Below are 12,811 nucleotides of genomic sequence, written 5' to 3' on the forward strand. Positions count from 1 at the left end.
AAACCATATCTCCAATATAGCATCAGAAAGGAAGAGTGGTGAAGATCGGGACATTCAGAACGGGGCAAAAATGGCTGGTGGGTCAGGTGGATGAGGAATCCGGAACTGTCACACCCTTTGAGCTGGATCAGGACCAGGCATCCCGCGGTGTTCTTTCATTGATCGGCCGGGACGTTCTGCCCCAGGCGGGCACACCTGTTCCCTTAAGCGGGCTCGAATTGTGCGCACCCATCCCGCGTCCGGAGCGCAACATATTCTGTGTCGGCAAGAACTACTTCGAACACGCTCATGAATTCTCCGCGAGCGGGTTCGATTCCAGCGCAGCCAAAGGGGCGGTCCCGGAGTTCCCGATCGTGTTCTCCAAGGTTCCGGAGTCTGTGATTGCCCATGGAGAACAGATCGTACTCGACCCGAAAGTGTCGGATGCCGTGGACTATGAGGCCGAACTGGCGGTGATCATCGGCAAGGGTGGCAAGGGCATTCGCGCCGAGGACGCGCTCGATCATGTCTGGGGCTACACGATCATCAATGATGTGACCGCTCGCGACCTTCAATCCCGCTACAGCCAATGGCTGGTTGGCAAGTCTCAGGACACGTTCGGGCCCATGGGGCCCTGGGCGGTTTTAAAGCAGGACCTGGATGTCGCGAACACGAAGATCCAGTGCAGCGTCAATGGCGAGCTTCGCCAGGATTCCAACACCGGCCTTCTGATCTTCAACATCGGGACCATCATCGAGACGATTTCGGCGGGTGTGACCCTCAAGCCCGGCGACATCATCGCCACCGGCACACCAGCGGGCGTGGGTATCGGGTTCAAGCCACCCAAATACCTGCAAGCCGGCGACATTGTTGAGGTCACTGTCGAAGGAATCGGCACGTTGAAAAACGAATGCCGCCTTTCCAGCACCTAGGTTCTGGGTCAACGCCCTGCGGGTTCGCAGCGGACATGCTTACAATATGGAGGAGGAAAACATGAAACGGCTTTTGACAGGCATCATAGCCGCTGGTCTCGCCAGCATCGTTGGTGCCCACGCACAGGACAAGACCGAAGTAGCATGGGGAGGATCCAACCCGGGCGGCGTGATGTATTACATGGTCGGCGTTGCGGGAACGGAGCTTGGCAAGGGATTGCCGGACATCAACATCACGCAGGTGACCACCGGCGGCTCGACCGAAAACGCTCTTCGTTTGATCAAGGGCGAACTGGACATGGGGATCGTCTATGGCAGCCATGTCTACATGGCGCAGGATCAGCAAGGCCCCTTCGCCAATGCAGCCAAGGGTGACATGCTGCGCGGTGTTGCCATGGCCTATCAGGGGCCGACCTATTTCGTCACCTTGGGAGACAGCGGCATCGAGAATCTCGAGGACCTTGCTGGCAAGACAGTGGCGCTCGGACCGCCCGGCTCCGGCACCGTCTTCAACTGCTCGAACATTCTGACAGCACTTGGCATGCTTGACAGCATCAAGCCGCAGATGATGACCTTTGCCGATGCTGGCCGCGCACTTGGAAACGGCCAGATCGACGCATTCTGCCAGTCATCCTCGCCCGCGGCAGCGGTGACCGAACTGGCCGAAACACGCGACGTGACCGTGCTCGCCTATAGCGACGAGCAACTGGCCACCATCACCGAGAAGTTTCCCTTCTACCATGGCGGCGCCATGCCGGAGGGCACCTATCGCGGTGTTCCTGAAACCGCGATGCCCTATACCACCGTCTACTGGGTCGCACACGAACGCGTACCAAGCGATGTGGTCAAGAGCCTGGTTTCTGCAGCCTATGAGAAGCAGGACGTTCTCGCACAGGGACACAAGGCCTGGGCGCAGATGAAACCAGACGTGAAAAACTTCCAGTCGCTCGGTGCTCCCATGCACCCCGGCGCGGAGGCCTATTATCGCGAACAGGGCCAGTGGCCCGAATAAGCCTGCAGAATTCTTCCATGGGCCCCGGCACAAAGGTCGGGGCCATCTTTATTAGAGGCGGCATTCTATGTCTGGTTTCTCTTGGCTTTTCCGCGTCGAAGGTTCGAAACGAACCCTGAATGGTCCATTTGCGCTGGCATTCAATCTCATCGCCGCCGGTTTTTCGTTGTTCTATCTCTACACATCCGGCTTTGGGCTCATCTCCACCCAAAGCAATCGCGGCGTGTATCTCATGCTGACATCGGTGCTGGTGTTTCTGATCTACCCGGCCAGCAAACGCTCGCCCGCATCCCGTCCGAGCTTGCTAGACATGGTGCTGATCGGTCTTGCCGTAGTCTCGGTGGGCTACTGGATCAACCAATACGTCAGCTATGCGATGTTTCGCGTATCCAATCCCAGCCAGATGGATCTTGTGATGGGCGGCATCGCCATTGCGGTCATGCTGGAAACGAGCCGCCGCGCCCTGGGGCCGGTCATCTCGCTGATCGCCATCGCCTTTCTGCTGCAGCTTTATCTGGGTCGTTACCTACCCGGCCAGATGGCCCACCCCGGCATGTCTGTCGAACGCATCATCGAATTCACCTTCTCCACGCAGGAAGCGCTGTTTGGCGTTGTGACCGCGACCTTCGCCACCTTTGTCTTCCCCTTCATGATTTTCGGCGCATTCCTGGAACGCTCCGGCGCGGGTGCATTCTTCATGGACCTGGGCACGGCGGTCGCAGGCCGATGGCGCGGCGGGCCGGCGAAAGTCGCCGTCATCACATCCGCGTTCTTCGGTTCGATTTCCGGCTCCTCCGTTGCCAATGTGGTGACGACCGGTTCGTTCACGATCCCGTTGATGAAACGGACCGGCTACCGGCCGCATGATGCCGGCGCCATCGAGGCGATCGCCTCGACAGGCGGCCAGTTCATGCCGCCGGTCATGGGTGCGGGCGTCTTCATTCTGGCCACCCTGACAGAAACCAGCTATCTGACCATTGCGCTGTTGAACGTGATCCCGGCGCTCGTGTTCTTCACCTTCCTTCTGATGATGGTGGATCTGGAAGCGGTGCGACTGGGTCTCAAGGGCCTCCCGGCATCCGAGACACCGCACGTTCGTGATGTGGTGAAGAAGGGCTGGCATTTCTTCCTGCCGCTCGGCGTGGTGCTTGGCCTGTTGTTCAACGGCTATTCGCCCGAGTTCTGCGCCTTCTGGGGTACGGTCAGTGCAGCCGTGCTTTCCTGGCGGCACCGGGACACGCGCATGGGGCCCTCTGCCGTGCTGAAGGGCCTGATTGGCGGCGCACAAAGCAACGCTGCCGCCGGCGCTGCCATCGGCACGCTCGGCATCATCATTGGCGGCATCGTGCTGGCGGGCCTCGGATTGAAATTTTCCGCGGTCCTCATCGAACTGTCCGGAGGACACCTGTTCTGGGCCCTGTGCCTGGTCACCCTCGTGTCGATCATCATCGGAATGGGCTCTTCCACCACCGGGTCCTACATCATCCTTTCCGTTGTCGCCGCACCGGCGCTGATTCAGCTGGGAGTGCCTATGATCGCTGCGCACCTGGCCGTCTTTTATGCGGCGTGCCTGTCCAACATCACACCGCCTGTCTGTGTCGCCGCCTTTGCGGGTGCCGCAATTGCCGGCGCGCCGCCCATGAAAACCGGCATGGCAGCGCTCAAATTCGGGGCAACGCTGGTGCTCATGCCCTTCAGCTTTGCCTATGTGCCCGAACTTCTGTTGCAGGGAGAATGGTACGAAATCATCTACACGGTCGGCCTCTACACGATCGGCGCCGTTCTGCTTGCAATATCGCTGCAGGGAGCGATGATCATCAGCGGGCCATTATCGGGAAGCCAGCGCATTGTGTTCGCGATAGCGGGCCTGCTTCTGATGTTCCCGGCAAATCTCGCAGTCGATCTTGCTGGCGGGTCACTCGCCGCACTGGCAATCGCGTGGTTCTTCGCTTCGAGGAAAAAAACGGATCTGGCTCAAGGCAAAGTGACCTGACCGCCTTACCCACACGTGCTCTTTCGGAGATCGGCTGGTCCTTCAGGCCGATCCCCGGACCCTTCCGTTCACACGCCCTTGATTGCCCCACCATCACATCTGACGATGGAGCCGGTCGTATAGCCCGCCCTGTCGCTGCAAAGGAATGTGGCCATGTCAGCAAATTCCTCGACGTGGCCATAGCGGCCAGTAGGGATCGCTGCCCTTGAGCCCGCACGCACCTCATCCAGTGCCTTGCCGGTGCGTTTGGCGGCGGCTTCATCGAGCTGGTCGACGCGCGACGTGTGAATGCGACCGGGCACAATCAGATTGCACGTCACGCCATCGGGCGCGATCTCGTTTGACAGGGATTTGTTCCAGCCGACGAGCGCCGAGCGAAGCGTGTTCGACATCGCGAGATTAGGAATAGGCTGCACGACGCCAGACGAAGCGACGGTGAGGATGCGTCCCCAACCATTCTCCCGCATCGAGGGAAGAAGCAGGTTAGTCAGTTCGATAATGCCGAAGATCATCATCTGCGCCTGTCGGGCAAGATCGTCTGCGGTCATGTCCGTCACCTTGCCCGGTGCCGGACCGCCCGTATTGTTTACCAGAATGTCGACGCGACCCATCTGCGCACCCGCATGCTCCGCCACCCGCTTGGCAAACCGGCCATCTGCCAGATCGGCAGAAAGGTGATGCGCTGCGACGCCGTGGTTGGCTTCTATCTCGGCAGCATTGCCTTGCAGGAGGTCTGCGCTGCGCCCACACAGCATGACGTCCACGCCTTCAGCTGCCAACCCATTGGCAATGCCAAGCCCCAACCCGCGGGAAGCACCGAGAACCAGTGCCTTCCTGCCCTTGATCTTCAAATCCATTCTGTCAAACCTATTTCTGACGGTTGAAACTAAGTCGCGGTGCCGAAACGGAGGACGCGCTCCTCATCGAACGCAAACTCCACCGGCGCGCCGCGCTCCAGCCCTTCGACTGCGGCTGAGTTTGCGACATTGGCGGAAATCATCGTGTCGTTGGCCCGCGCGATGATCTTGCTGGCAGCGCCTGTGAAAACAACGGTCTCCACATTCGCGTTGACCAGATGCGCTGCCTTTTCGCCCGGCGCTCGGAGCCGGATATCCTCAGGCCGAATGCCGAACTCTCTGCCGTTGGTGTCTTTCAGCAAATTGCATTCGCCCAGAAAGCACGCGACAAAACTGCTGTTCGGTTTGAAGTAGAGCTCACGCACCGGGCCTGATTGTTTGATCCGCCCCTCGTCCATGATGACGATCTTATCGGACAGGTGCAGTGCCTCTTCCTGATCATGAGTAACGTAGACGATCGTAACGCCGAGTTCGCGATGCAACTGCTTCAACTGCAACTGAATCGACTGCCTGAGATTTTTGTCGAGCGCGCCCAGCGGCTCATCCATGAGAAGAATGTCGGGACGAATGACCAGAGCCCGCGCCAGAGCAACACGCTGCTGTTGACCGCCTGACAGTGAACCGGGAAGCCGGTCGGCGAAATCCTGCAAACTGACGAGCTCAAGCACTTCGTCGACACGCCTGAGTCGTTCATCGCCGGGAACCTTGCGCATGTCGAGGCCGAAAGAAACGTTCTCGCGGACGCTCATATGTGGAAAGAGGGCATAGTTCTGGAACACCATGCCGATATTGCGCTTGGAAACCGGGACGTTGCTGATGTCGCGGCCACCGACCTCAAGCCGCCCTTTATCGAAGGGTTCGAAGCCGGCAAGCACCTTGAGCATCGTCGTCTTGCCCGAACCCGATGCACCAAGAAGTGTGCAGAATTCGCCCGCTGCAATGTCGAGATGAATATCGTGCAGAACCCTCAAATTTCCATAGCTTTTGTTGAGGCCTGTGATTGTGACAGGTCTTCCCTGCAGGCCGTAGCGCGCCGATGACGAATTCTCCATTAGGACTGTCTCCGCGAAAGAACGAGGTTGATGGCCAGCAATGTCAGCGTAAGCATGATGATCATGGCCGAGGCAGCGATGATGGTCGGATCGATCTCATGGACCATGCCCTCAAACATCACACGCGGCAGTGTGCGAGAGCGAATGTTGGTGAGAAACAGCGCAAGAACGACATCATCGAACGACTGAATGAAAGCGAACACCGCCCCGGCTGCCACACCCGGCATGATCGCCGGGAGCATGATGCGGCGGAACATGACCGGCCAGCTTGCGCCGAGATTGAGAGCCGCGAGTTCCAGATTGCGATCGAAGCTAACAAGCGAAGCGCGGACGGTGATGAATACATAGGGCACCGCCAGAACACTGTGTGCCAACCCCAGTGTTGCCGGATTTCCGATCACACCGAGTGGCGCCAGCATGTAGAAAAGGCCGACCGACAGGATGATCACCGGAATGACCATGGGCAGGATGAAGACCGTTTCCAGCCAGGGGCGCATGCGCCTGCCCAGACGCATGGTGCCGATCGCGGCGAGCGTTCCCAGTACGACCGAGAAGCTGACGGCCACGGCGGCGGCCTGCAGTGAATTGAAGACACCCCTCATCCACTTGGCCTCTTCAAAGAGGTTGTGAAACCACCGCAAACTGTAGCTTTCTGGCGGGAAGCTGAGGAAGGGCGAGGAACCAAGGCTCATTGGAAACACGATTAGGATGGGCGCAATCAGGAAGATGAGAACGGCCACACCACACGCAAAGGTGAGCCACCCTCCGCCCGTGCGCCCATTGTTGCCAATGGAGAATTTTGCGGTCGAACCGCGAGACGCACTGCCCGTTAGCAGACGTTCCAGCCCGAACACGCGCTGGAACACAACAAAGATCGCAACGGTGCACAGAAGCAGCACTACGGAGAGCGCAGCCGCCAGACTCCAGTTGAGATCGCGGTTGATATTGTCGGCGATCAGCATCGCGATCATGGTTTGGCCAGGCCCACCCATCAGAGCCGGGGTGATGTAGTACCCAATGGAATTCAGGAAGACGATGGTTGCGCCGGCGATGACACCCGGTGCGGTGAGCGGCATGATCACCCGGCGCCCGATGCTGTAAGGCCCCGCACCGAGCCCCTCGGCAGCCTCGATCAGGGTGCGATCGATGTTGATGAAGGCGGCAAAAAGCGGCAGCACTACAAAGGGCATCAACACATGTGTCATGCCGATCAGCACGCCTGAGAGGTTGTAGACGAATGCGATGGGCTCATCGATCAGACCGGCACCCGTCAGGAGATCGTTCAGAACCCCCTTGCGCTGCAAGAGGATGATCCACGCCGTCGTGCGCACCAGTGCACTCGTCCAGAACGGCAACAGCACCACAATGAACAGGATCTTACGAACCTTCGGGCTGACCGTTGCAAGAAGGTAAGCCACAGGATAGCTAACGATCACACAAAGCAGCGTGACGAGCGCGGAGATCACGAATGTATTGAGGAGGACCCTGCGATAGACCGGAACCTCGGCGATCCGCAGGTAGTGCTCGAAAGTCAGCTGTTCCTCACCAAAACTGATACCGAGCAGAGAAAGCACCGGAAAGAAGAACAGGACCCCCAGGAAGACCAACAGGGGTGCGACCGCAATCCAGGCCCAGAAGACCGGGCGCTTGTTTGACGTGATTTTCATCGGCGCTTTCTCCGACCCGCTTTCGCCTCCCGTCAGCTGACAAAAAGCTGACGGGGGAAGTTGGTGAGGCGCTCGTATCCGTCCTCGGTGATGTGGATGGTCTCGGACATGCCGAAGCCCCTTGCCAGCACATAGGTGTGGAAGGTCATCCCCGGCTGGAAGGTCCATGTGGCCTTCGGCTCGGCCTCAAGCGGCTCGCCGCCATTGGGCTGCAAGAGAAGCCCGACCGAGTAGAAGGTCTTGTTGGTGTAGGTTTCACGCAAGCCGGCACCAAGGACCCCTTCGCGATAAATCGCATCCGGCACAGTGGCGGCCACGCCCGGGCGAACTTCCGACAATGCGCGGTCCTGAATTTCGATCAGGGTTTCAACGACGCGATGATCCTCGTCGCTCGCTTCGCCAACCCGGATGGGACGCATGAAGCGCGCATGATAGTGATGGCTGTTGGGGGTGGTTTCGACCTGAACGATGTCGCCCCGCGACAACACCCTGTCGGTGTAACCTCCATGAAGGTGGAAAGCGCGCTCGCCCGAGGACAGCACGCCCGGGCCCGGCAAATCGCTGCCACCGCGCACCATCGCCGCACAGATGGCGGCAGCCATCTCGCGCTCGCTATTGCCTTCCTTCGCGGTTTCGATGGCGGCAGTCATGCCAGCCTCTGCCGCTTTGGCTGCCTTGCGCTGATAGGCGACTTCCGCCGGCGACTTGATCAGCCTCATCCGGCTGACGATATCGGAACAATCGATCCATTCTGCACCGGGAAGACCCGCCTTGATGCCGTCGAAACGCTTCACCGAAAGGGGCCAGGCGGCCATTTCGATGCCCAATCGGGGGGCTGTGCCGATACGTGATAAAACAGCTTCTACAGAAAGAGCGTTCTTGTCGTCGCTATCGGTCCACATGACGCGGTCGGGAAAGATGCATGTCGCGTCGAGATAGTATTCTTCGACGTCCCGGCAGATCAGTGTGGGATTGCCGGATGCCGGAATGATCGCGAACTGAAAGGAACCATAGCCGCGCGTGAAGAACCCGGTCAGATATGTGACGGTCTCCGGCAGGAAAGCCAGCATTCCATCGAGGTTTCTCTTTTTAAGTTCGGCCTGAACCCGTTCCAGACGCTGCGTGTATTCCTCACGTGCGAACCAATAGGAATCGATCGCCATGCGATGCCCTTCTTAGGATACGTTTAGATTGAAAAGACCGGGGGGCATAAGCCCCCCGAAGGCAGCTGCTACTTCTGCAGCATTTGCGTGTATTTTTCTGACGCCGACGTCGCATTGTCGGCCCACCACGCAATGTCCATGAAGATGGCGTTTTCCAAGCGCTCAGGCGTGGAGGGAAGACGCGCTTTGCGCTCATCATCGATGAACTCCCAGGCCTTGTCCGTCACCGGCCCGTAAGCGACATATTCGCTGAAGCGGGACTGAGCTTCGGGCTGCACCATGTAGTTGAGGAACTTGATTGCCTGCTCGCGGTTAGGCGCCCCGCGCGGGATCATGAAATACCCCACTTGCGCGATCGACTCTGCCCAGGACATCTCGATGTCGAGGCCTTCATCCATGCCGGCCTGGAACCGCCCGTTCCAGCCAAGCGCCATCACCACTTCGCCACTCCCCAGAGCCTGAACCGGCTGAGCACCACTTGACCACCAGACAGCCACGTGTTCACGCAGCGAGCTAACCTTGTCGAGCGCCCGCTGGAAGCCTTCTTCCGTGTCCAGCACCTTGTAGATGTCGGTCGGAGCCACGCCATCGGCCAGAAGCGCGGCTTCGAGAACCGTTGCAGCACGGTCAGGCAGGGCGCGTTTTCCGGGGAACTTCTCCACATCCCAGAAATCGGCGAAAGTCTGTGGCCCACCGTCCGGGAAGGCTTCTTTCGAATAGCCGATTACCGTGGAGAAGATCTCGGAGGGGACACCATATTCATTTTTTGCGCCCTCGATGACATGGCTCTGATCCACCATCTCTTCCGTGATGGGCTCGAACAGGTCATACGCCACCCCACGCATGAGCGTGGAACCGCCGCCGGTGACCACGTCCCACTCCAGTGAATTTGTCTCAACCATGGCCTTGATGCGGGCGACTTCCGGCTCCGTATCTTCAATTATGTCAATGCCTGTCTCTTCGGAGAACGGTTGTAGCCATGCCTTGGAGATGGCTTCCTGATAGCTTCCGCCCCAGCTTGCGAAAACCATTTCCTCTGCCTGCGCGGCAAGCGCTCCGGCTGCAAAGGCGCCGGCCAGCAACATTGTCTTGATCGTTTTCATGTGTTCCTCTCTTTTTGTTTTAAGCAGTTGTCAGGAGGCCACTCCCGGGTCTCTTCTGCGCGTTCGCGGCATCGAGAACGAAATCGGCGAATTTTTTCAGAGATGTTTTTGCGATTTCAGCTTCATCCGCCGTGCGGTTGAGCTCGCTGATATCGGCTCCATCCTTGATGAGGCGATCGCGATTTTCTTCAAACCAGATGCGGGATTGTTCAAGCGAGATTTCCGGATGGCCCTGGATTCCCCAGATCGCTTCGTCGCGAAAGCGCCAGACCTGATTTGGGCACAGATCCGAACTGGCAAGGATGGTCATGTCCGGATGCTCATGACGAACTTCGTCATTGTGCCAGACATACATGTAGACGCTATCACCCCATTCATTGGTGATCGCATCCGTCTTGATGGCCTTGGAGGTCGGCAGCCATTTGTAGCCGACTTCACAGAAGGACCGACGGAACACCTGGTCCTTGCCGCACAGCGCCGAAGCCAGGATCTGGCTGCCGAAACAGATGCCCAGCATGGGGATTTGCTTTTCCGCCGCAGAGCGGATCAGCTCGTGTTCACGCGCGATAAACGGGATATCCTCATAAGCGCCGTGCGGGCTGCCGGACAGAAATATTCCGTCATACTCGTCGAGATTTTCGGGAAACTCGCCTTGATAGGCCCAGAAGCGGTCGACCTGCAGGCCGTATCCTTCGAAGCGTTCGTCCAACTTGGCGACGGACTGCTGGCTGGTGCCGTTTTGCAAATAGAGAAGCCGGGCCATTCGCCTTACATTCCTTCGTTCAGTTCGAGCATCGCAAGACGCTTTGTCTGGCGCGCAATCAGTGTTTCGATTTCACTCAGATCCTGCTGCGAGAGCTTCGGTCCTGGCGGTCGGAGTTGGGCGCTGCGGATTGCGCCACGCTGGCAAAGGATATGCTTGCGGATCGCCAGACCGAGACCGGGTTGCTGCTCATAGCGTGCAAGCGGCAGGTAAGCGTCGAAGAGATCGCGGGCACGCTCATGCTCGCCAGCCTTTGCCAGACGGGTGACGCCAATCATCATTTCGGGATAGGCGAAACCGGTCATGGCGCCGTCGGCGCCGCGTTCCATTTCCTCAGTCAGGAAGAGGCCGCCATTGCCGGTCAGGATCGAGATGCGCTTCGCCCCTTCCGCTTCGGCAGCGCGCAGCGCTGAAATTTTCGACAGGCCCGGCCAATCCTCATGCTTGAGCATCACGGCGTTTGCGTTGTCCGCAAAAACACGCAGAAGAACCGAAGGCGAGATCACGACATTGGTGACGAGCGGGAAATCCTGAACGACAAACGGTGTCTCGGCACCGATCACTTCCGCCGCCTGTCGGTAGTAGTTCAGGATCTGGTCATCTGTTCGAAGGCTCGATGGCGGCGCGATCATGACACCGGCAGCACCTGCATCCATGACAGCTGCACTGATATCCCGCATTGCAGCGAAGCCAGGAGCGGAGACACCGACCACGACAGGCATATCCGGGCAGGCCTTCATGACCCGTTTGGCGAAAGCAGTGCTTTCTTCCTGAGACAGTTTGGGCGCCTCGCCCATCATACCGAGGATGGTGAGCCCCGACGCACCGGCCGACCGATAGAAATCCACCAGCCTCTCCACGCCATCCAGATCCAGTGCGCCACTCTCTTGAAACGGCGTGACCGAGATGACGAAAACGCCTTCGGAGCGTCTATTAATCTTCTGCATTTCCTACCCTACAAAGCTATTGATGATGCCGTCTCTCGCGCTGGCGATGTGCTCTGCCATGAGACGGCTGGCAGCGTGAGCATCACGCCGATGAAGTGCGTCGATGATCGCGAGATGCTCGCGGATCCCCGGCTCAAACCGCGAAGGGATGCGCTTCATTCCGAAAATTCTGGTCCGCTTGCGAAGATTGGCGACGATCTGGGCCAGATAGATGTTGCCGGCAGCCTCGGCGATTCCGAGATGCACGAGATCGTCCGCCCCCCAATGCTCATCCGAACTCGCATCTTCATTCGTAAGAAGCGCCTCCACTGCGGCACGCATGGCCTCAAGGTGCGCTTCGTCGATTTTCTCGGCGGCAAGTCGCGCCGTTTCACCTTCGATGAGAATTCTCGCGGAGATGATCTGAAGGATATCCTGCAGGTCGATCTTGCTGACGATCGTCGTCCGCCCCGACCGCACCAGGTAGCCCTCACCTTCCAGACGCCCCAGCGCTTCACGCACAGGGGTTCTTGAAATTCCAAGGGACTCCGAGAGGCGGCGGTCATTCAGGACCACTCCTCCCTTTAGCTCTCCTGAAAGAATCATCGCTGCGATCTTCTCGTAAGCTTCGTGGGAAAGCCCCTTGACTTCTGCGTCCATCATCAAAGCGACCCGTTGAGAATATATTTGATACTCCATTGGTATACCAAATGTCGTCCATGTCAATATTTAGCATGATTGAAGTGTGGGCTGGCCGGTGCCCTCCGCCGTCCTGCATTGGCCCGCAGACTATCCACTGGCCGCGCCCCGGCGGGACCGCAGCTTTAGAAAAGCAGTGTGGGAAGGAAGATCGGGATACGCCGTTCTTGCTGCCCGCGAGGCAAACTTCCCTGACGTCCGCAAAAACGCGACAAGTCGATAAATAGAACGGAGCAGCGGTTCCGTGAAATGGTGAACCGCTCAAGACTCAACCCCTAGACGATAGACCGGTCGGGCGCTCCTCAGCCCAGAAGGCGGTCTACCACCAGCGACGCTGACTTCTTGAACTTCAGAACTCCGCCACTCCCCCGGTCAGGGCGACGGATTCCCCGTCGACAGCAGCAAGATGCGCTCTCGTGCGGCGGGTAAGCGGAAGTGAGAAAACCAGCGGCGACCGGAGCACTGCGGTCTCTGGATGCATGGATGGAACCTTGCATCTTTGACCCGTGTATGACAGGGCGCAGCCGTTTGGACCGAAATCAACTGCGCCCCAAATCGCTGACATCAAGAGCCGTGGGACTGATATCGAAGCATGTTATCTTCGAGTGTCTGAAGGATGGGGCTACCGCAGCCACCGGCCTTTTCCATGAAATTGCGGAAGCTTC

General features: G+C 58.6%; 11 protein-coding genes. 3 read left to right on the forward strand and 8 right to left on the reverse strand.

Going from position 1 to position 12,811, the window contains the following annotated elements; genetic code table 11:
• The first annotated feature begins 38 nt into the window (after nt 1–38).
• From P2W41_RS16675 to P2W41_RS16685, 3 genes are all read left to right on the forward strand, one after another.
• Nucleotides 39–911 (forward strand): fumarylacetoacetate hydrolase family protein, encoded by an 873-nt coding sequence (locus tag P2W41_RS16675; RefSeq protein ID WP_404933819.1) that lies wholly within the window; start codon nt 39–41, stop codon nt 909–911.
• 61 nt (nt 912–972) lie between these two features.
• On the forward strand, nt 973–1,923 hold the full coding sequence (locus P2W41_RS16680) for a TAXI family TRAP transporter solute-binding subunit (RefSeq protein ID WP_404933820.1): 951 nt from the start codon (nt 973–975) through the stop codon (nt 1,921–1,923).
• A 67-nt stretch (nt 1,924–1,990) separates the two neighbouring features.
• Entirely contained in the window at nt 1,991–3,916 is a 1,926-nt protein-coding gene (locus P2W41_RS16685) for a TRAP transporter permease (protein ID WP_404933821.1), read from the forward strand.
• A 68-nt stretch (nt 3,917–3,984) separates the two neighbouring features.
• Here P2W41_RS16685 and P2W41_RS16690 read toward each other — a convergent pair whose 3' ends face one another.
• The 8 genes from P2W41_RS16690 to P2W41_RS16725 all read right to left on the reverse strand — a co-directional run bounded on the left by P2W41_RS16690 (nt 3,985) and on the right by P2W41_RS16725 (nt 12,107).
• A complete protein-coding gene (locus P2W41_RS16690) occupies nt 3,985–4,773 on the reverse strand; it encodes an SDR family oxidoreductase (RefSeq protein ID WP_404933822.1) in 789 nt (262 codons plus the stop codon).
• Nucleotides 4,774–4,802: 29 nt separating this feature from the next.
• On the reverse strand, nt 4,803–5,744 hold the full coding sequence (locus P2W41_RS16695; RefSeq protein ID WP_404933823.1) for an ABC transporter ATP-binding protein: 942 nt from the start codon (nt 5,742–5,744) through the stop codon (nt 4,803–4,805).
• A gap of 80 nt (nt 5,745–5,824) precedes the next feature.
• Nucleotides 5,825–7,492, reverse strand: coding sequence for an ABC transporter permease subunit (locus tag P2W41_RS16700; RefSeq protein ID WP_404933824.1), 1,668 nt, complete (start codon nt 7,490–7,492; stop codon nt 5,825–5,827).
• A 32-nt stretch (nt 7,493–7,524) separates the two neighbouring features.
• Nucleotides 7,525–8,655 carry a M24 family metallopeptidase gene (locus P2W41_RS16705; RefSeq protein WP_404933825.1) on the reverse strand — a complete coding sequence of 377 codons (1,131 nt, stop codon included), beginning with the start codon at nt 8,653–8,655 and terminating at the stop codon, nt 7,525–7,527.
• 68 nt (nt 8,656–8,723) lie between these two features.
• On the reverse strand, nt 8,724–9,758 hold the full coding sequence (locus P2W41_RS16710; RefSeq protein WP_229450487.1) for an ABC transporter substrate-binding protein: 1,035 nt from the start codon (nt 9,756–9,758) through the stop codon (nt 8,724–8,726).
• A gap of 19 nt (nt 9,759–9,777) precedes the next feature.
• On the reverse strand, nt 9,778–10,521 hold the full coding sequence (locus P2W41_RS16715; protein ID WP_404933826.1) for a type 1 glutamine amidotransferase: 744 nt from the start codon (nt 10,519–10,521) through the stop codon (nt 9,778–9,780).
• 5 nt (nt 10,522–10,526) lie between these two features.
• The gene (locus P2W41_RS16720; protein WP_404933827.1) at nt 10,527–11,468 is read right to left on the reverse strand and encodes a dihydrodipicolinate synthase family protein; all 942 of its coding nucleotides are present in this window, start codon (nt 11,466–11,468) and stop codon (nt 10,527–10,529) included.
• 3 nt (nt 11,469–11,471) lie between these two features.
• Nucleotides 11,472–12,107: a GntR family transcriptional regulator gene (locus P2W41_RS16725; protein ID WP_404933828.1), complete on the reverse strand. Its 636-nt coding sequence runs from the start codon at nt 12,105–12,107 to the stop codon at nt 11,472–11,474.
• Between the last annotated feature and the right edge of the window lie 704 nt (nt 12,108–12,811).

The sequence above is a fragment of the Nitratireductor sp. L15S-10 genome (assembly GCF_045011005.1).
Lineage (GTDB): Bacteria > Pseudomonadota > Alphaproteobacteria > Rhizobiales > Rhizobiaceae > Nitratireductor.

Excerpts from the sequence above, each read along its gene's own strand:
- P2W41_RS16680 (WP_404933820.1), top strand. The coding sequence starts at position 973 with ATGAAACGGCTTTTGACAGGCATCATAGCCGCTGGTCTCGCCAGCATC.
- P2W41_RS16685 (WP_404933821.1), top strand. The coding sequence starts at position 1,991 with ATGTCTGGTTTCTCTTGGCTTTTCCGCGTCGAAGGTTCGAAACGAACC.
- P2W41_RS16690 (WP_404933822.1), bottom strand. The coding sequence starts at position 4,773 with ATGGATTTGAAGATCAAGGGCAGGAAGGCACTGGTTCTCGGTGCTTCC.
- P2W41_RS16700 (WP_404933824.1), bottom strand. The coding sequence starts at position 7,492 with ATGAAAATCACGTCAAACAAGCGCCCGGTCTTCTGGGCCTGGATTGCG.
- P2W41_RS16705 (WP_404933825.1), bottom strand. The coding sequence starts at position 8,655 with ATGGCGATCGATTCCTATTGGTTCGCACGTGAGGAATACACGCAGCGT.
- P2W41_RS16710 (WP_229450487.1), bottom strand. The coding sequence starts at position 9,758 with ATGAAAACGATCAAGACAATGTTGCTGGCCGGCGCCTTTGCAGCCGGA.
- P2W41_RS16715 (WP_404933826.1), bottom strand. The coding sequence starts at position 10,521 with ATGGCCCGGCTTCTCTATTTGCAAAACGGCACCAGCCAGCAGTCCGTC.
- P2W41_RS16720 (WP_404933827.1), bottom strand. The coding sequence starts at position 11,468 with ATGCAGAAGATTAATAGACGCTCCGAAGGCGTTTTCGTCATCTCGGTC.
- P2W41_RS16725 (WP_404933828.1), bottom strand. The coding sequence starts at position 12,107 with ATGGACGCAGAAGTCAAGGGGCTTTCCCACGAAGCTTACGAGAAGATC.